Origin of the sequence: Amycolatopsis sp. NBC_00355, assembly GCF_036104975.1 — a bacterium.
GTDB lineage: Bacteria > Actinomycetota > Actinomycetes > Mycobacteriales > Pseudonocardiaceae > Amycolatopsis.
In genome coordinates this window covers 9,300,719-9,318,377 of record NZ_CP107982.1, presented here as the reverse complement: position 1 = coordinate 9,318,377, position 17,659 = coordinate 9,300,719, and the positions used below count along the sequence as shown (strand labels likewise).

Here is a 17,659-nt window from a genome sequence, read left to right as displayed (position 1 = left end):
TGAGTGTTCAGGGCGGTTCTAACCGCCCTGAACACTCACGACCAGGCCGCGGCAGACCGCCAGACCCGCACTAGCCCTGTTCCTCACCGGGCAGGGCGAAGAGCGTCCGCTGGTCCGGGTCCTCCGGCTCCCCGCCCAGCCGCAGGCACTTGCGGCAGCTGACCCCCTGCTGGGTCGGCGTCACTTCGCCGCCCGCGCCGAGGCCCGACCAGCCCTGGTGGCACGCCGGGGCGGGGAGGGTCAGGCTGTTCATCCACGGCACCCAGCTGACCCGGTGGGCGACGCCGGACCGGCCGATGTGCAGCCGCATGCCGGTGAACAGCCGGTGCTGTTCGGCCGCGAAGCGCGCCGGGTCGATGGGCGGGACCGGGAACAGGGGGATCGGCTCGCTCATCCACCCAGTATGCCGTTCGGGCGTACGCCGGGAATTCGAGCGGAAACCGGGTACGTTGCCTCCCGTGAAGACTCCGGCCTTGCCGCTGTCCGCCGTGCTCACCGTCACGCCGGCCGCGGCAGGAGGCGGGGGCCTCGCGCCCGGTGTCACCCTGCACACCACCGTGTACGGCGAAGGCACCGGCCACAACACCTGGACGGCCACCGTGCAGGTGCAGGCCTGATCCGGCCGCGCGCGGCACCCGGCACCACGCGGCCTCGCTGGTGACGGCGTTGCGCGGCAAGGGTTTCGCGGCGCGCTCGGCCGGCGGGTGCGGGTCGGCTCCAGCAGGGAAAGCCCTTCGCCGTAACCGGGCTGACGGCCGTCGGCCGCGACGATCAGCAGCCGGCCCCGGCGGTCGAGGCTGACCATCGTGCGCGGGTTGCGCTTGACGCCCCAGCCGTAGACGAACGACGGATCGCCGGGGGTGCACCACGCCGTCCGCGGCCGCGATCCGGCCGTCGCGGACCAGCCACGGGCCGCCGTCGACCACGCCCGCCGGGTGGATCGGCCGGACGCCGTCGAGGATCCGGGTCCCGACGCGCAGGTTTCGCGCCCGGCCGCCCGCGCCCGGCCACGCGCTCCTGGTGCTGCCGCGCTAACGAGGCTCGACCACGCTCCGCACCGCTTCCACCAGCGCCGCCCGGTGCTCCTCGAACCGATCCGGCTCCACCGCCGCGGTCAGCGCCGGCGGCGCGCTCAGCCAGCTCTCCGTCATGCGCAGGACGATCGCGAACAGGTCCGCGGCCGGGAGGTCGGCGCGGATCCGGCCCTCCTTCTGGGCCGCCGTCACCGCGTCGACGCGGGCGCGGAACCGGTCGACCTCGGCGGGGGCCGGCTCGATCTGCTCGAGCGTGCGCCACGTGCCGATCCGCCGGGACGCCGCGTTGGCCAGCATGTAGTCGAACCGCGCGGCCGCGAACGCGCGGAGGTCGCCGTCGGCCATCGGGGCCGCCTCGAAGACGGCCCGGGCCTCCTCCTCCACGACCGCGTCGAACAGCTGGTTCTTGTCGCCGAAGTAGACGTAGATCAGGCGCTTGTTGGCTCCCGCGCGCTCGGCGACGCGGTCGATCCGGCCGCCGGCCAGCCCGTGCTCGGCGAACTCCGCCGTCGCCGCTTCGAGCAGCAGGGCCTTCGTGGCCGCGGCGTCGCGGGGACGGGCGGTGTTCACCAGGCCACCGGACCCGCGGCGTCGAAGAAGCCACCCGTCGGACCGTCCGGGCCGGCCTGCGCCAGCCGGACGGCGGCTTCGGCGCCCTGCTCGACGGTCTGCGTGCCGCTGTTGTGGTTGAGGTCGGTCTTCGTGTAGCCGGGGTCCACGGCGTTGATCCGGAACCCGGGGAACGCCTTGGCGTACTGCACGGTGACCATGTTCAGCGCGGCCTTGGACGCCGGGTACGAGATCCCCGGGTAGAACGCCGTGAACGAGTCCGGGTTCGCCAGGTCCGCCGTCCGCGACAGGCCGCTGCTCACGTTGACCACCACCGGCGCCGCCGAGCGCCGCAACAGCGGCAGGAACGCGCGGGTGACCCGGACGACCCCGAACACGTTGGTGTCGAACAGGTCCCGCATCTGATCGGCGGTCACGTCGGCGGCGCCGATCACGCCGCCGTCGGACTGCCGGCCCTCGACGCCGGCGTTGTTCACCAGGACGTCCAGTCCCCCGTCGGCCTCGATCGTCTTGACCGCCGTGGCCACCGACGCGTCGTCGGTGACGTCCAGCTGCACGAACCGCGCGCCCAGCCGGCCGGCCGCCTCCCGCCCGCGCTCGGCGTCCCGCGCGCCGACGTACACGGTGTGCCCGGCGGCGGCGAGCTGCCGGGCCGTCTCGTAGCCGATGCCCTTGTTCGCACCGGTGACCAATGTCGTCGTCATGCCTGCTCCCGTCCGGTATCTAACTGGATAGTTACAAGGTAGGCCCGCTCGCGGCCGCACGTCAACGGTCAGTTACCCCGCTCACTCCCCGCGCCGGGAACCCGGATTTCCCCAGTCTTCCGCGGAAATGCTTGACACAACGTCGTCCGACGCATTCGAAATACTTTTCACTTTTCCGCACAGGCGGGCAACTTGCAGAATTCCCACCCGTTGAAAACCTTGTGAGATACCTTACGGAAACATCGCCGAAACCTTCTTCGCCGCTTAGCGTTGCCGCAGCCAGCCAAGAACGCCGATGAAAGAACAAAAAATGATGAGCACGCGGCAATCCGCACTGACCGTCCACGCGGTACACCTCGGGGTGAAAGTGGCCTCACGCTGGGAAGCCGTGGCCTATCTGGGCGCCGAGCTCGAACGGTCCGGTGCCGCCCACGCCGGTTACGCCGACTCTCTCGCCGCTCGCGAACGACGCTTTTCCACCTATCTCGGACACGGGATCGCCGTCCCTCACGCACTGCACATGCACGACTACCTGCTGGCCGAGGAAGGAATTGTGTTCGCCCGTTTCGCCACGCCCATTCCTTGGGACGACGAAGAGGTTTCGATGTGCCTCGCCGTCGCCGCGACGGCGGACGCCCAGGTGGAAATCCTCTGCCGGCTGACGGCCACGTTCCTCAACTCCGAGCACCTCGACACGCTCGCCACGTCGGCCGACCCCGCCGCGATCGAGCGGATCCTCCAGAGCACCTGATCCCGGCTTCGAGCGCGCGCGGGCCACGGCGTCTGGCACGATCAGGCCGTGGCCCGGACCCGGCGGAAACGCGCGCTCGCGATGGTCGCCGCCCTGCTCACGTTCGCCGCGCTGCTGACGGGGTGCAGCCCCGGCTTCGGGGGCCTGCGGCTGCGGATCGCCGCCGGCAACCCGGGCGGGGTCTACGACACGCTCGCGCAGACCCTCGCCACGGCCTGGCAGTCCGGTCTCGACATCGAGCGGCCGCAGGTGCTGCAGACCCAGGGCTCCCCCGACAACGTCAACAAGGTCCTGGCGGGCGCCGCCGACGTCGGGTTCGTCGCCGCCGACGTCGCGGCCGACACCTACAAGAAGAACCCGGGGCTGACGACGCTCGCCCGGATCCACGACGACTACCTGCACATCGTCGTGCGCACCGACTCCGCCATCCACTCCGTCGCGGACCTGCGCGGCAAGCGGATCGCGATCGGCTTGCCCGCGTCCGGCGTCGAGTACATCGCCAGCCGGCTGCTGCAGGCCGCCGAGCTGAACGGCTCGGTCAGCACAACCACCACACGCGGGCTGGAAGACTCGGTGAAGGCGCTGCTGAACGGCGACGTCGACGCCTTCTTCTGGTCCGGCGGGCTGCCGACGCCGTTGATCGCCGGCCAGAACGACACGAAGTCCCTGCGCCTGCTCGACATCGCCGACCAGATGCCGCGGATGCAGGCCCTCAACCAGGTGTACGGGACCGCGTCCATCCCGGCGAGCATGTACGAGCAGGACCGGCCGGTCACCACGCTGCTGGTGCCGAACTTCCTGGTCGTGCCCAGCTCGATGTCCGACGACGTCGCCGAAGCCCTGGTCCGCGGCCTGTTCGACGCCCGGGCGCAGCTCGCGCGGGCCAATCCGGCGGCCCTGTCGATCGACGTCCACCCGGGCATCGAGACGCAGCCGATCCCGCTGCACCCCGGCGCGCTCCGGTACTACCGCTCGCAGAAGGACTGACGCGCTCAGACGGCCGGGAACGTCATCGTGATCCGCAGGCCGCCACCTTCGGGCAGGTCGAGGGCCAGCTTCCCGTACGAGTGCGCGACGATCTCGCTGACGATCGCCAGGCCGAGCCCCGAACCCGGCACGTTCTGGTGCGCGCTGCTGCGCCAGAACCGGTCGAGCGCCCGGTCGAGCTCGTCGGGCCGCAGGCCGGGGCCGTGGTCGCGGACCGACAGCCGCACCTCGTCGCCGTCGTGGGTGACGCCGATCCGGATCTCGGTGCCGGCGGCGGTGAACTTCAGCGCGTTGTCCAGCAGCGCGTCCAGGATCGTCTCGGCGCCGCGCGGCGGCATCCGCACGCGGACCCCGTCCCCCGAAACGTCCACGACCAGCCGCACATCGCGGGCCTCACCGACCACCGACCAGTCGGCGACCCGCTCGGCGACGGCCTCGTCGAGGTCGAGGGGGTCCAGTTCGCCGCCGGAGGCCTCGGCGCGGGCCATCGACAGCAGGCCGTCGAGGATCTGGTGCAGCCGGCCGGCGTCGATCCGGGCGGCTTCGAGGTCCGCGGCCGCGGGCTCGTCGTCCACGTGGCCTTCGAGGTTCCCGAGCCGGATCTTGAGCGCGGTGAGCGGGTTGCGCAGCTGGTGCGACGCGTCGGCGACGAACACCCGCTGCGCCTCCAGCGCGCCGGACACGCTCTCGGCCATCCGGTCGAAGGAGCGTCCGAGCTGCCGCAGCTCCGGCGGCCCGCCGCCCTCCCCCACCGGTTCGGCGGCCCGCCCGCCGACCACGGACGCGACCAGCGCGCCGGTCGCGTCGTCGAGCCGCTTCACCGGGCGCAGGATCCAGCGGACCACCGGGATCGCCACCGCCAGCGCCAGCACGAACGCGAGCACGCCGCCCGCGGCCAGCAGCAGGAACCACCACAGCACGTCGGTGCGGGAGGCCGTGGTGTCCGAGATCGTCACCACCGCGCCCCGCACCTCGCCGTCGGCCAGCACGGGCTCGGCCAGCACCAGCGGGTCGGTGTTCCACGGCAGCAGCATCCCGCCGGGCTGCGACCGGCGGCCGGCGAGCGCCTCGTGGACCGGGCCGGTGATCCGCGCGGTCCGGAGGTCGATCCGCGCGGCGCCCGGGCCGGGCACGGTGTCGACCGCGGTGCCGTCCTGGTCGAAGACGACCACCTGCACGCCGTACACCTCGGTGTAGCGGCGCAGGTCGGGGTCGATCAGCTGGGGCTTGCCGTCCAGCAGGGGGCGTTGGGCGAGCGAGGCGAACCGGGCGGTGTCGGTCAGCCGGTCGAGGAACAGGTCCTGCTGGGCGCCCGTGGCGATCGTCGCGGCGAGCGGGATGCCGAGGCCGAACACGAGCAACGCCACCAGCGTCAGCACGATGCCCTGCAGCCGGACGCGCACCCGTCAGCTCCGGGCGGCCTGGCCGCCGAGGCGGTAGCCGACCCCGCGCACCGTCTCGATCAGCGCCGGGCGGCCGAGTTTGGTCCGCAGGGTCGCGACGTGGACGTCGAGCGACCGGCTCTCCGCCGGCCCGCGGTGCCCCCACACCTCGGTGAGCACGTGTTCGCGCGAGCAGACGTTGCCGCGCGCGCCCGCCACCAGCGCGAGCACCTGGAACTCCTTGCGGGACAACGCGATCGCCTGCCCGTCGACCAGCACCTCGTGCCGGGACAGGTCGACGCTGACGTCCCCGGCCCGGATCACCACGGGCTCGGCGGGTGTGCTGTGCTCACCGCGCCGGCGGCGGACCGCCTCGACCCGGGCCATCAGCTCTTCGACGTCGTAGGGCTTGACGAGGTAGTCGTCGGCGCCCGCGCGCAGGCCCTGGATCCGGTCGTCGACCTCGCCGCGGGCCGAGACCACGATGATCGCGACGTCGCTGACCGCGCGGATCTGGCGGCACAGCGTCACGCCGTCGATGTCCGGCAGGCCGAGGTCGAGCAGGACGACGTCGACCTCGTGCACCCGCTCCAGCACGCCGGCGCCGGACGCGAGCCGGGCGATCGCCAGGCCACGCCGGGTCAGCGCGGGGATGAGCGCACCCGCGACCCGGTCGTCGTCCTCCACCAGCAGTACCCGCACCCCGTCCGCCTCCCGCGTGACCTGCTTCACCCCAGCCGGTAGCGAAACTCTAGGACGTCGCCCCGGCGGGCGCACCGGACACCCGGTCGGTGACTCTCCGTGATTTCGGCTCGACTAAAGTCACGAAGGCATCAATACTCGCCAAAAGGACATCGATACCCACTTGAAACCCTAAGTATTGGTCAAGCGGCCTTGCCAACCGTGAGGGCGGCGGTAGGTTTCCGCCATCGCGTGGTGACCCACACCCACTTGCCGGTACGAAACAGCTCTGGAGGCCAGATGACCGCGGAGGTGGCGGCGCCGATGATCAAGGCGTCCGCCGTGAACAAGTACTTCGGCGACCTGCACGTGCTCAGGGAGATCACGCTCGAGGTGCCTCGCGGCCAGGTCGTGGTGGTGCTGGGCCCCTCGGGGTCCGGCAAGTCGACGCTCTGCCGGGCCATCAACCGGCTCGAGCCCATCAACTCGGGCGAGATCGCCGTCGACGGCACGGCGCTGCCGGCGGAGGGCAAGGCGCTCGCCGCCCTGCGCGCCGACGTCGGCATGGTGTTCCAGTCGTTCAACCTGTTCGCGCACAAGACCATCGTCGAGAACGTGATGCTGGCGCCGACGAAGGTCCGCAAGACCTCGAAGGACGAAGCCCGCAAAACGGCGATGGAGCTGCTGGAGCGCGTCGGGATCGCCAACCAGGCGGACAAGTACCCGGCGCAGCTCTCGGGTGGCCAGCAGCAGCGCGTCGCCATCGCGCGGGCGCTGGCGATGCGGCCCAAGGTCATGCTGTTCGACGAGCCGACCTCGGCGCTGGACCCGGAGATGGTCCAGGAGGTCCTGGACGTGATGACCGGGCTGGCCAAGGACGGCATGACGATGCTGGTCGTCACGCACGAGATGGGCTTCGCCCGCCGGGCAGCCGATCGGGTGATCTTCATGGCCGACGGCGAAATCGTCGAGGACACGACGCCGGAAGAGTTCTTCACCGCGCCGAAGAGCGAGCGCGCGAAGGACTTCCTCGGCAAGATCCTGACCCACTGACAACACTGACACCACAACTGAGAACTTTTCCTCCGGCCACCGCCGGACGAGATTCGGAAGGAAACCTGAGAGACGATGCGGTTTAGTCGAGTTCTGCAGACGGGTGCGGTCGTCATGGCCGCCGGTCTGGCCCTGACGGCCTGCGGCGGCGGGTCCGGCAGCAGCGGCGCGAGCGGCGACAAGAACCTGGTCCAGCGGGCCAAGGACAACAAGAAGCTGACCATCGGCATCAAGTTCGACCAGCCGGGCCTCGGCCTGAAGAAGCCGGACGGCACCTACGCCGGCTTCGACGTCGACGTCGCGAAGTACATCGCGAAGCAGCTCGGTGTCGAAGAGTCGGGGATCACCTGGAAGGAAGCGCAGTCCGCGCAGCGCGAGGACCTGATCAAGAAGGGTGAGGTCGACTTCATCGTCGCCACCTACTCGATCACCGACAAGCGCAAGAACGACGTCTCCTTCGGCGGCCCGTACTTCATCGCGCACCAGGATCTGCTGGTCCGGTCGGACAACACGGACATCACCGGCCCCGAGTCGCTGACCGGCAACAAGAAGCTCTGCTCGGTCAAGGGCTCGACCCCGGCACAGAACGTGAAGACGAAGTACGCCAAGGAGGTGCAGCTGCAGGAGGTGGGCAAGTACACCGACTGCGTGACCTCGCTCCTGAACGGCAGCGTCGACGCGATGACCACCGACGACGTCATCCTGGCGGGCTACGCGGCCCAGCAGCCGGGCAAGCTGAAGCTGGTCGGCAAGGGCTTCACCGACGAGAACTACGGCGTCGGCCTGAAGAAGGACGACGCCGACGGCAAGGCAGCGGTCAACAAGGCGATCCAGGCGATGGAGCAGGACGGTTCCTGGGAGAAGTCGCTGCAGACCAACGTCGGCCCGTCGGGCTACAAGATCCCGGCCGTGCCGACGATCGCGCCCTGACCCTCATCCGAAGTTGAACGGTGCGCCGCGAGCCGCGGCGCACCGTTCCCGTTCCGAGGCCAGGTTGGACAACAGTGTTCGATTTCCTCAGCAATCCTGACTACAACCTCGTCGACGCGTTCTGGACGACGATCCAGCTGACGTTCTTCTCGGCGATCGGCGCGCTGATCTGGGGCACGATCCTCGTGGGCATGCGGGTCAGCCCGGTGCCGATCATGCGCGGGTTCGCCACGGTGTACGTCAACATCTTCCGGAACACCCCGCTGACGGTGATCATCATCTTCACCTCGCTGGGTCTTTCGTCCACCCTGGGCATCAACCTGGCCGCGTCCGACTCGCCCACCTCGCTGGCCGACAACGCGTTCCGGCTGGCCGTGCTGGGCTTCATCGTCTACACCGCGACCTTCGTGTGCGAATCGCTGCGGTCGGGCATCAACACCGTCCCGGTCGGCCAGGCCGAGGCGGCGCGGGCCCTGGGGCTCAACTTCGTGCAGGTGCTGGGCCTGATCGTGCTGCCCCAGGCGTTCCGCGCGGTGATCGCGCCGCTGGCGAACGTCCTGATCGCGCTGCTGAAGAACACCACCGTCGCCTCGGTGATCGGCGTCGCGGAGGCGTCGCTGCTGATGTCGACGATGGTGGAGAACGAGTCCGACTCGCTGTTCTCCGTCTTCATCCTGTTCGCCCTGGTGTTCGTCGTGCTGGTCCTGCCACTCGGCCTGCTGCTCGGCTGGGTCGCCAAGAAAGCCGAGGTCAAGCGATGAGCACGCAGTCCGTCCTGTACGACGTCCCCGGTCCGAAGGCCCGCACCCGCAACTGGCTGTACTCGGTGCTGTTCGTGCTGATCCTGCTGGCCGTGGCGTACTTCGTCTACGACCGCTTCAACGAGAAGGGCCAGTGGGCGGGCGCGCTCTGGAAGCCCTTCGTCGAAGGGACGACCTGGTCCCAGTTCCTGCTGCCGGGCCTGGTGAAGACCCTCGAGGCGGCCGGGCTGTCCATCGTGATCGCGCTGCCGATCGGGGCCCTGCTGGGCATCGGGCGGCTGTCCGAGCACAAGTGGGTGCGGGTCCCGGTCGGCGCCGTGGTCGAGTTCTTCCGGGCCATCCCGGTACTGCTGCTGATGGTGTTCGGTGCGTCGCTGTACGCCTACTACACCGACATCAGCCCGGACACCCGCCCGCTGTTCGCCGCGGTCACGGGCCTGGTGCTCTACAACGGCTCGGTGTTGGCGGAGGTGTTCCGGGCGGGCATCCTGTCGCTGCCGAAGGGGCAGACGGAGGCGTCGTCGGCCCTCGGCCTGCGCAAGACCCAGACGATGGTCAGCGTCCTGCTCCCCCAGGCCGTCACGCTGATGCTCCCGGCGCTGGTCAGCCAGCTGGTGGTCATCCTCAAGGACACGGCGCTCGCCGGCCAGCTGACGATCGGCTACGACGAGCTGATCCGCGGTTCGGGACCGATCACCGGCAACTTCAACAACACGATCCCGACGCTGATCGTCATCGCGATCATCTTCATCGCGCTCAACCTGCTCCTGTCGTGGTTCGCTTCGTGGCTGGAGCGGAAGCTGTCGCGCCGGAAGAAGGCGCCGCGCGGCGCCAAGCCGTTGGAAGGGCCGCCGTCCGTCGTGACGGCGACCGACTTCAACACCGGTCGCGCGGTCTGACCTCGGATCACCGGAAGCGGGCAGGTGCGGAACTCCGCACCTGCCCGCTTTTCGTTTCCCCCGATCGGCTGAGCCGGAGGGTTGTCGTACTCGGGGGTCACCCCTAGCGTCGGGCGCATGGGTGTCGCTCTGGTGACCGGAAGTTCCCGAGGGCTGGGCCGTGTGATCGCGCGGCGGCTGGCCCGCGACGGGTTCGCGGTGGCGGTGAACGCGCTGCACGACGACCCGGACCTGAAGGTCGCCGCCGAGGAGGTCCTCGCCGAGGGCGGCAAGGCCGCCGCCTTCGCCGCCGACGTGACCGACCGGCGCCAGGTCGGCGAGCTGGTCGACGCGGTGACGGCGCTGCTCGGCCCGATCGACGTCCTGGTCCTCAACGCGACCGGCCCGCAGCCGGACGGCCTGGTGTCCGAAGTGGACTGGCCGGATCACCTGGCCGAACTCGACTTCTTCGTGCGCTCGCCGGTGCTGCTCGGCCACGCGGTGCTGCCGGGGATGCGGTCGCGGGGCCACGGCCGGATCGTGCACGTCGATTCGGAGCAGGCGGACCGTGCGCCGGTCGGCCGCTCGGCGTACGCGACGGCGAAGGCGGCCCAGGTCGGCCTGGCCCGCGCGTGGGCGCGCGAGCTCGCCCCGGACGGCATCACGGTCAACACGGTGGCCCCGGGCTTCATCCCGGTGGAACGGCACGCGGACGTCCCGGAAGCCGAGCGCGAGGCCTACCGCGCCTCGGTCCCGGTGGGCCGTCTGGGCACGCCGGAGGATGTGGCCGCGGCGGTGAGCTTCTTCGCCTCGAAGGACGCGGGCTTCATCACGGGCCAGCGCCTCCGGGTCGACGGCGGCCGCGCCCTCGGCTGAGCCGCAGCGGCTTCGCGGTGCTCACGAACGGATACGACGAGCGCACCCGCTTCCGCCGCCCGGCGAGGCGGTTCATCACCGGTCAGCGGTGGTCCTGTCACGTGGCCGGTTGAGCTGCAGCACCGTCAGCACCCCGAGGACCAGCAGCAAGGCCAGCGTCAGCGCCGACCACATCGCGACGTGCAGCTGCAGCATCCCGCCCGCGAACGCGCCCACCAGCATCGTCGCCACCGCCGCCACCTTGCGCAGCGGGTGGGACCCCGGGCCGCCGGCGGCTTTCGAGTCCGCCGCGAAGCCCGTCAGCGTCATCGTCAGCACCGTGGTCGTCAGGTCGGGGGCGCCGATGCGGCGGACCGCCGCGTTCTGCAGGCCCATCGCCACGCCCAGCACCACGATCAGCAGCTCGCTGCCCGGCCGGGTGCCGCTGCCGAGCGTCGCCGACAGCACCACGGCGATCGCGACCAGTAGCGCCTGGGCGGCCGTCGCCTGGCGCAGCACGTCGTGGTCCTCGTCGGCGCGCGCCAGCCGCCCGCCCGCGAGCGCGCCGGCCAGGAACGCCGCCACCGCCGTCAGCGACGCCACCACCGACAACGTCGTCTCGCCCGCCGCCGCGAACCCGAGGAACACCACGTTGCCGGTCATGTTCGCCACGAACACGCGGCCCAGCCCGAGGAAGCTGACCGCGTCGACCACCCCGGTCACGACGGTCAGCGTCAGCAGCGGCACCGCCAGGTCCCGCGGTTTCGTCTCAGCCATGCGGGCAGTCAACCACCCGGCGCGTGAACGCGCGGTCGCCGAGCGCGTCCGTGCTGTCGACGAACTGGTCGATCGCCCCGATGGGGGACGCCGGCCCGGCGTACAGCGCTTCGGCGAACCGCTCCGCGTGGATCACCCGGAACGGCCGGTCGAAGAACCCGCTCACCCGCGGCTCGATCGGCGCGGTGAGCCCGAGCGCGTTGTGCACCTCGGCGACGGTCTCGTACGCCGTCACGAGGTGCCGCTCCCGCTCCCGCCACGTCGTCGAGGCGAGCGCGGCGGTGAGCGGCGGCGTGAGCGCGCCGGCGACCGGCAGCCGCGCGAAGGCGCTGCCGAGCCACTTGCCGTACGGCGGGTACCGGCGCGTCATCAGCAGGCACAGCCGCATCAGGTCCCGCACGAGCCGCGCCGCGACGACGGCCGAACCCAGCTCGTCCCCGGCCTCCCCGCACCGGCCGACGAACGGCTCCTCCTGCTCGATCCGCCGCCACTGGCACGCGAGGACGTAGCGCCAGACGTCGTCCGGGTACCAGGCGACGTTGCGCCGCAGCGCCTCGAGCCCGAGGTCGTCGTGGAACACCGCGCCGCCGGTGAACTCGGCGAAGACCTGCGTCGGCGTGGCGAGCCAGTCGCGCCGCTCCGGCCGGCGCGGGTCGAAACCGAGCGCGCCACGCGGCCAGTCCTCGAGCGTGGCGACGATCAGCTTCGTGGGGTAGCCGAGAAAGCCCGCCGGGACGTCCAGGTCGCGCACGCGCGGCAGGAACAGCTGGACGCGCGCGGTCCAGTCGTGGTCGGCCGAGCGTGCGGTGTCGAAGCCGAGGACCTCGGAACCGGGGCCGAGCAGGGCGGCGCTGTGGGGCTCGTTCGCGAGCAGCGGGCGCACTTCGCCGACGTAGAAGCGGCGTGCGAGTTCGATTCCGGAAAGGAACGTCATGACGTCATTCTGGCTTACTAACGTGCGAAGCGCGCTTCATTGTGCGAAGCTGCTTCGCAGCGCTTCGCGGGCGAAACCTGTTGTCACATAGGCAGAACACCCCACATCCCTTCCGGTGAATCCCCGCGCGGCACGCGACATTTTGTCGGTGGTTGCCTTTAGCGTGCGAGCATGACCGAAAAGAGCACGGTGCGCACACGGGAGATGGGCATCGAGTTGAAGGCCCAGCGCGAGGCGAAGCAGATGTCGCTGCGCGAACTGGCCCGGCGCGCGGACTGGTCGGCGTCGAAGGTGTCCGGCTGGGAGAACGGCCGCCGCATCTCCCCGATCGACGCGGCGATCTACCTGGCCAACTGCGGAACCAAGGCCCCGGAACGGAACAGGTTGCTGGAACTGACAAAACCCCCGAGTGACCTCTACTGGGTGCGGCCGTACTTCAGCGAGCTCGTCGATCCCGCGAAGTCCCTCATCGTCCAGGAGAACCTGGCGACCCGGGTGATCTCGAACAGCCCCACGGCGCTGCCCGGCATGCTCCAGACCGAGGACTACGTCCGCACCCTCTACGAGATGTCCGGCCGGTACACCACCGACCGGCTGCAACTGCTGATCCAGGCGAGAATGGACCGGCAACGGCTGCTGCAGCGGACGAACCCGCCGGACTGCCTGTACTTCGTCCACGAGCACACCCTGCGCTCGATCCTGCGCGATCCCGCCCTGATGCACGAACAACTGCAGTCCCTCGTGCTCGCCACCAACCTGCCCCACTGCACCATCCGGGTCGTGCCCGCGTCGGCGCCGCCGTACCACCTGGTCGGCAGCCGGTTCACCATCATGGAGTTCGCCGAGCACCCCGCCGTGGCCTACGAGGAAACCTTCGCCGCCGGGCTGTTCATCGACGATCGGGTCGCCGTCGAAGGCTTCTACATCCTGCGCACCCGGCTGGAGCAGGTGGCCTTGTCCGAACGCGAGTCGCGCGAGTTCCTGATCCGGCTGACCGAGGAGTTCGATCTCATGACGGGCTGACCCACCACCGGCCTCGCCCCCGTCCCCGTCATTCCCTTGCGCCGACAGCCTTTCCGTCGTGCCAGACCGCCCGGACCCGTCCCGGCAGGTCGGTCACGTCGAGGTCCGTGCCGTCCAGCAGCACCAGGTCGGCCCGCAAACCCGGCTCGACGCGGCCGCGGTCGTCGTCGAGGCGCAAGAGCCTCGCGGCTTCGCTGGTGGCCGCCTTCAAGGCCGCCGCGTCGCCGAGGACCGCGGCCAGCAACCGCAGTTCGGTCGTCAAGTCGACATGGGTCGTGGGGCGAGGTCCGAGCCCGCGGCGATCCGGACGCCCGCCTCGGCGGCGAGGCGCACCGACCGGCGGTGGTCCGCGGCGAACTCGCCGTCGTGGTTCGGCACCAGCGTCGGCACGTACCAGGCGTTCCCCAGCGCCGCAACGGCTTCGTCGTCCAGGAAGGTGCCGTGCTCGACACTCCGCACCCCCGCGCGGGCCGCCGAGACCACGGCGACGGACGTGTGCGCGTGGGCCAGGACGTCCCGCCCGCACCGGCGAGCCTCGTCGACCAGCGCGACGAGTTCTTCGTCGGTCGGGCGGACGTCCACGCCCGCGCGGACCGCCCGCATCGCACCGCTCGCGCCGACCTTGATCCAGTCCGCGCCGGCACGCACCATCCGGCGGACCGCCGCACGCGCCGCGTCCGGCCCGTCGTACAGCGGGTCCGGCAGTGACGGGTCGCCGAAGTGGTCGACAGCGCCCGCGGGCGGCTCCCAGCTGTCCCCGAGGCCGCCGGTCGGGCTGAGCTGGCGGAGGCTGATCAGCAGGTCCGGGCCGGTGATCCAGCCTTCCCGCAACGCGTGTCGCATGCCGGCGTCCGCGCCCCAGGCGTCGCGGACGGTGGTGATCCCGCGCGCGAGCAGCTTCCGCAGCACGGGCACGGCTTCGAGCACCCGGGCGCTGCGCGGCAACGGCTCGGGCCGCGGGAACGCGACGTGCACGTGACAGTCGATGAGCCCCGGGATCAGCAGCCCGCCCGCGCAGTCGACCCGCCCGTCGCCGTCGAGTCCGGGGCCGACTTCGGTGATCCGGTCACCGTCGAGCCGGACGTCCGCGCGGCTCGTCTCGCCGGTGTCGGGGTCGAGCACCCGCGCGCCGACGAGCAGGGTCATGAGAGTTCCTTGTGGTAGCTGAGAAAATCGCCCGGCGTGGCCGGCGACGGCGCGAGGTGCGGGTAGTCCTCGGCGAGATCGGCGCGGTCGGCGCGGCGGGAAACGCGGTCGTGCCACTCGGCGAGGACCTGCTTCGACGGATGCGTCCACTCGCGCGGCACCAGCAGTTCGAGCTGCCTCCGGCGGCAGTCGGCGTCCCGGCCGGCCTGTTCGGCGAACCGCACCGGCTCCCGGCCAGTGCCGGCACCCTGCCGGGCCGGATCGGCCGCTAGCGTCCCGGACTCGCCGGCGGACGTCCGGTCGGTTCTCCCCCGGCACGGCCCCTTCTCCGGCTCGGCGTCGAACCGCCAGAACAGCGGCACCCCCGCGAACCGTACGAACACCAGCGAGCCCCGTAACGACGTTCGCGAACCGGCTCGGGCCGCTTCGAGAGCGGCCGGCACACGGTTCGCGAGCGTCGAACGGGAAAGCGTCACTGATCCCGGCGGAAGAGCTTGTTGCCCAGCCAGACGATCGGGTCGTACTTGCGGTCGGCCACGCGCTCCTTCATCGGGATGAGCGCGTTGTCGGTGATGTGGATGCCCTCCGGGCAGACCTCGCTGCAGCACTTGGTGATGTTGCAGTAGCCGAGGCCGTGCTCGTCCTGGGCCGCGTCACGCCGGTCGGCGACGTCGAGCGGGTGCATCTCCAGCTCGGCGATCCGCATCAGGTACCGCGGCCCCGCGAAGGACTCCTTGTTCTCCTCGTGGTCGCGCACGACGTGGCAGGTGTTCTGGCACAGGAAGCACTCGATGCACTTGCGGAACTCCTGCGAGCGCTCGACGTCCACCTGCTGCATCCGGTAGTCACTGGGCTTCAGGTCGGCGGGCGGGGTGAACGACGGGATCTCCCGGGCCTTCGTGTAGTTGAACGACACGTCGGTGACCAGGTCGCGGATCACCGGGAACGTCCGCATCGGCGTCACCGTGACGACCTCGTCCTCGGTGAACGTCGACATCCGCGTCATGCACAGCAGCCGCGGCTTGCCGTTGATCTCCGCCGAGCACGAACCGCACTTGCCCGCCTTGCAGTTCCAGCGCACCGCCAGATCCGACGCCTGCGTGGCCTGCAGCCGGTGGATGATGTCGAGGACGACCTCACCCTCGTTCACCTCCACGCTGAAGTCCTGCAGGGCGCCGCCCGTGTCGTCGCCGCGCCAGACCCGGAAACTCGCCTTGTAGCTCATGCTTTGCTCCCGGGGTGCGGCTCCAGTTCGGAGTCGGTGTAGTACTTGCCGAGCTCGCCGAACTCGAACAGCTCCAGCAGGTCCTGCCGCAGCGGCAGCTGCTCCTGCACCACGACACCGATGTCCGGGACGACGGGGTTGTCGCCCTCGCTCGCCGAGCACACGAGCAGCTTGTGACGCCACTCGGGATCCATGCCCGGGTGGTCGTCACGAGTGTGCCCGCCGCGGCTTTCCGTCCGGGTCAGGGCCGCCTTCGCGACGCACTCGCTGACCATCAGCATGTTCCGCAGGTCGATGGCGAGGTGCCAGCCGGGGTTGAACTGCCGGTGCCCCTCGACCGTGACGCGCAGGATCCGCTGCCGCAGCTCGCCCAGTTTCTCCAGCGCCTGCTGGATCTCCCCGGCCTTGCGGATGATGCCGACCAGGTCGTTCATCGACTGCTGCAGCTCGGTGTGCAGGGTGTACGGGTTCTCGGCCGTCGCGCCCTCCGGCGGGTCGAACGGCGCGAGCGCCATCTTCGCCGCGGCGTCCACATCGGACTGCGCGACCACGGGCCGGTCGGTCAGGCCCAGCACGTACTCGGCGGCGCCGAGGCCGGCGCGGCGGCCGAACACCAGCAGGTCCGACAGCGAGTTGCCGCCGAGCCGGTTGGAGCCGTGCATCCCGCCCGAGCACTCGCCGGCGGCGAACAGGCCGGGCACGCTCGCCGCGGCCGTGTCCGGGTCGACCTCGATGCCGCCCATCACGTAGTGGCAGGTCGGGCCGACCTCCATCGCCTCCGCCGTGATGTCGACGTCCGCCAGCTCCTTGAACTGGTGGTACATCGACGGCAGCCGCTTCTTGATCTCCTCGGTCGGCAGCCGGCTGGCGATGTCGAGGAACACGCCGCCGTGCGGGGACCCGCGCCCCTCCTTGACTTCGGAGTTGATCGCGCGGGCCACCTCGTCGCGCGGCAGCAGGTCCGGCGTGCGCCGGTTGTTGTCCGCGTCGGCGTACCAGCGGTCGGCTTCCTCTTCGCTTTCGGCGTACTGGCCCTTGAAGACCTCGGGCACGTACTCGAACATGAACCGCTTGCCCTCGGAGTTCTTGAGCACACCGCCGTCACCGCGCACGCCTTCGGTGACGAGGATGCCCTTGACGCTCGGCGGCCAGACCATCCCGGTCGGGTGGAACTGGACGAACTCCATGTTGATCAGCTTCGCGCCCGCCCGCAGCGCCAGCGCGTGGCCGTCGCCGGTGTACTCCCACGAGTTCGACGTCACCTTGAACGACTTGCCGATGCCGCCGGTCGCGAGCACGACCGCCGGCGCGTCGAACAGGATGAACCGGCCGCTTTCCCGCCAGTAGCCGAACGCGCCGGCGATGGCGCCGTCGGCGGTCAGCAGCTCGGTGACCGTGCACTCGGCGAAGACCTTGATCTTCGCCTCGTAGTCCCCGGTCTCGGCGAAGTCCTCCTGCTGCAGCGAAACGATCTTCTGCTGCATCGTGCGGATCAGTTCGAGCCCGGTGCGGTCACCGACGTGCGCCAGCCGCGGGTACGTGTGCCCGCCGAAGTTGCGCTGGCTGATCCGGCCGTCCGCGGTGCGGTCGAACAGGGCGCCGTAGGTCTCGAGCTCCCAGACGCGGTCCGGCGCCTCCTTGGCGTGCAGCTCGGCCATCCGCCAGTTGTTGAGGAACTTCCCGCCACGCATGGTGTCGCGGAAGTGGACCTGCCAGTTGTCGTTCGAGTTCGCGTTGCCCATCGACGCGGCGCAGCCACCTTCGGCCATCACCGTGTGCGCCTTGCCGAACAGGGACTTGCACACGACCGCGACGCGGTAACCGCGTTCGCGCGCTTCGATCACCGCGCGCAGGCCGGCACCACCGGCACCGATCACCACCACGTCGTAGCTGTGCCGTTCGACCTCGGTCATGTAGGGATTCCACCTCGGAAAATGGGGACGTCGTTGTCGGGAGGGGCGGGGAGGG

At 70.5% G+C, this 17,659-nt stretch carries 21 protein-coding genes; 9 read left to right on the top strand and 12 right to left on the bottom strand.

Annotated features, from left to right (window positions below; genetic code table 11):
* Nucleotides 1-70: 70 nt before the first annotated feature.
* Nucleotides 71-394, bottom strand: a complete 324-nt coding sequence (locus tag OHS18_RS43330; RefSeq protein WP_328614710.1) for a hypothetical protein — start codon at nt 392-394, stop codon at nt 71-73.
* Between the two features lie 64 nt (nt 395-458).
* On the opposite strand from OHS18_RS43330, the gene OHS18_RS43325 reads away from it, so the two are divergent.
* Entirely contained in the window at nt 459-617 is a 159-nt protein-coding gene (locus OHS18_RS43325) for a hypothetical protein (RefSeq protein ID WP_328614709.1), read from the top strand.
* A 414-nt stretch (nt 618-1,031) separates the two neighbouring features.
* On the opposite strand, the gene OHS18_RS43320 is transcribed toward OHS18_RS43325, so the two are convergent.
* Both OHS18_RS43320 and OHS18_RS43315 read right to left on the bottom strand, forming a co-directional pair.
* Nucleotides 1,032-1,604, bottom strand: a complete 573-nt coding sequence (locus OHS18_RS43320) for a TetR family transcriptional regulator (protein WP_328442905.1) — start codon at nt 1,602-1,604, stop codon at nt 1,032-1,034.
* Nucleotides 1,601-2,308, bottom strand: coding sequence for an SDR family oxidoreductase (locus OHS18_RS43315; RefSeq protein WP_328614708.1), 708 nt, complete (start codon nt 2,306-2,308; stop codon nt 1,601-1,603). The genes OHS18_RS43320 and OHS18_RS43315 overlap by 4 nt, the downstream gene beginning before the upstream one ends.
* A gap of 295 nt (nt 2,309-2,603) precedes the next feature.
* On the opposite strand from OHS18_RS43315, the gene OHS18_RS43310 reads away from it, so the two are divergent.
* Both OHS18_RS43310 and OHS18_RS43305 read left to right on the top strand, forming a co-directional pair.
* The gene (locus OHS18_RS43310; protein WP_328614707.1) at nt 2,604-3,059 is read left to right on the top strand and encodes a PTS sugar transporter subunit IIA; all 456 of its coding nucleotides are present in this window, start codon (nt 2,604-2,606) and stop codon (nt 3,057-3,059) included.
* 48 nt (nt 3,060-3,107) lie between these two features.
* Entirely contained in the window at nt 3,108-4,046 is a 939-nt protein-coding gene (locus OHS18_RS43305; protein ID WP_328442908.1) for a TAXI family TRAP transporter solute-binding subunit, read from the top strand.
* Between the two features lie 5 nt (nt 4,047-4,051).
* On the opposite strand, the gene OHS18_RS43300 is transcribed toward OHS18_RS43305, so the two are convergent.
* Nucleotides 4,052-5,449: a sensor histidine kinase gene (locus tag OHS18_RS43300; protein WP_328442909.1), complete on the bottom strand. Its 1,398-nt coding sequence runs from the start codon at nt 5,447-5,449 to the stop codon at nt 4,052-4,054.
* A gap of 3 nt (nt 5,450-5,452) precedes the next feature.
* The gene (locus tag OHS18_RS43295; RefSeq protein ID WP_328459010.1) at nt 5,453-6,130 is read right to left on the bottom strand and encodes a response regulator transcription factor; all 678 of its coding nucleotides are present in this window, start codon (nt 6,128-6,130) and stop codon (nt 5,453-5,455) included.
* A gap of 303 nt (nt 6,131-6,433) precedes the next feature.
* On the opposite strand from OHS18_RS43295, the gene OHS18_RS43290 reads away from it, so the two are divergent.
* The 5 genes from OHS18_RS43290 (at nt 6,434) to OHS18_RS43270 (ending at nt 10,607) form a co-directional block, all read left to right on the top strand.
* On the top strand, nt 6,434-7,162 hold the full coding sequence (locus tag OHS18_RS43290) for an amino acid ABC transporter ATP-binding protein (RefSeq protein WP_328459011.1): 729 nt from the start codon (nt 6,434-6,436) through the stop codon (nt 7,160-7,162).
* A gap of 75 nt (nt 7,163-7,237) precedes the next feature.
* Nucleotides 7,238-8,092: a glutamate ABC transporter substrate-binding protein gene (locus OHS18_RS43285; protein WP_328614706.1), complete on the top strand. Its 855-nt coding sequence runs from the start codon at nt 7,238-7,240 to the stop codon at nt 8,090-8,092.
* 74 nt (nt 8,093-8,166) lie between these two features.
* Nucleotides 8,167-8,853 (top strand): amino acid ABC transporter permease, encoded by a 687-nt coding sequence (locus tag OHS18_RS43280; protein ID WP_328442911.1) that lies wholly within the window; start codon nt 8,167-8,169, stop codon nt 8,851-8,853.
* Complete coding sequence (locus tag OHS18_RS43275) at nt 8,850-9,752, top strand: amino acid ABC transporter permease (RefSeq protein WP_328442912.1); 903 nt, start codon at nt 8,850-8,852, stop codon at nt 9,750-9,752. Before OHS18_RS43280 ends, OHS18_RS43275 begins: the two co-directional genes overlap by 4 nt.
* A gap of 117 nt (nt 9,753-9,869) precedes the next feature.
* A complete protein-coding gene (locus OHS18_RS43270; protein ID WP_328614705.1) occupies nt 9,870-10,607 on the top strand; it encodes an SDR family NAD(P)-dependent oxidoreductase in 738 nt (245 codons plus the stop codon).
* A gap of 75 nt (nt 10,608-10,682) precedes the next feature.
* Here OHS18_RS43270 and OHS18_RS43265 read toward each other — a convergent pair whose 3' ends face one another.
* Nucleotides 10,683-11,363 (bottom strand): YoaK family protein, encoded by a 681-nt coding sequence (locus OHS18_RS43265; RefSeq protein ID WP_328614704.1) that lies wholly within the window; start codon nt 11,361-11,363, stop codon nt 10,683-10,685.
* Nucleotides 11,356-12,297, bottom strand: coding sequence for a DUF4037 domain-containing protein (locus OHS18_RS43260; protein ID WP_328614703.1), 942 nt, complete (start codon nt 12,295-12,297; stop codon nt 11,356-11,358). Before OHS18_RS43260 ends, OHS18_RS43265 begins: the two co-directional genes overlap by 8 nt.
* 171 nt (nt 12,298-12,468) lie before the next feature.
* Between OHS18_RS43260 and OHS18_RS43255 the strand changes: the two genes are divergently transcribed.
* Entirely contained in the window at nt 12,469-13,320 is an 852-nt protein-coding gene (locus OHS18_RS43255) for a helix-turn-helix domain-containing protein (protein WP_328442916.1), read from the top strand.
* A gap of 28 nt (nt 13,321-13,348) precedes the next feature.
* Here the strand turns inward: OHS18_RS43255 and OHS18_RS43250 are convergent, their stop codons facing one another.
* From OHS18_RS43250 to OHS18_RS43230, 5 genes are all read right to left on the bottom strand, one after another.
* On the bottom strand, nt 13,349-13,582 hold the full coding sequence (locus OHS18_RS43250) for an amidohydrolase family protein (protein ID WP_328614702.1): 234 nt from the start codon (nt 13,580-13,582) through the stop codon (nt 13,349-13,351).
* Entirely contained in the window at nt 13,579-14,466 is an 888-nt protein-coding gene (locus OHS18_RS43245) for an amidohydrolase family protein (RefSeq protein ID WP_328614701.1), read from the bottom strand. Before OHS18_RS43245 ends, OHS18_RS43250 begins: the two co-directional genes overlap by 4 nt.
* On the bottom strand, nt 14,463-14,849 hold the full coding sequence (locus OHS18_RS43240) for a hypothetical protein (RefSeq protein ID WP_328614700.1): 387 nt from the start codon (nt 14,847-14,849) through the stop codon (nt 14,463-14,465). Before OHS18_RS43240 ends, OHS18_RS43245 begins: the two co-directional genes overlap by 4 nt.
* An 89-nt stretch (nt 14,850-14,938) precedes the next feature.
* Nucleotides 14,939-15,691: a succinate dehydrogenase/fumarate reductase iron-sulfur subunit gene (locus tag OHS18_RS43235; RefSeq protein WP_328614699.1), complete on the bottom strand. Its 753-nt coding sequence runs from the start codon at nt 15,689-15,691 to the stop codon at nt 14,939-14,941.
* Nucleotides 15,688-17,604, bottom strand: coding sequence for a fumarate reductase/succinate dehydrogenase flavoprotein subunit (locus tag OHS18_RS43230; RefSeq protein ID WP_328442920.1), 1,917 nt, complete (start codon nt 17,602-17,604; stop codon nt 15,688-15,690). The genes OHS18_RS43235 and OHS18_RS43230 overlap by 4 nt, the downstream gene beginning before the upstream one ends.
* Nucleotides 17,605-17,659: the final 55 nt, after the last annotated feature.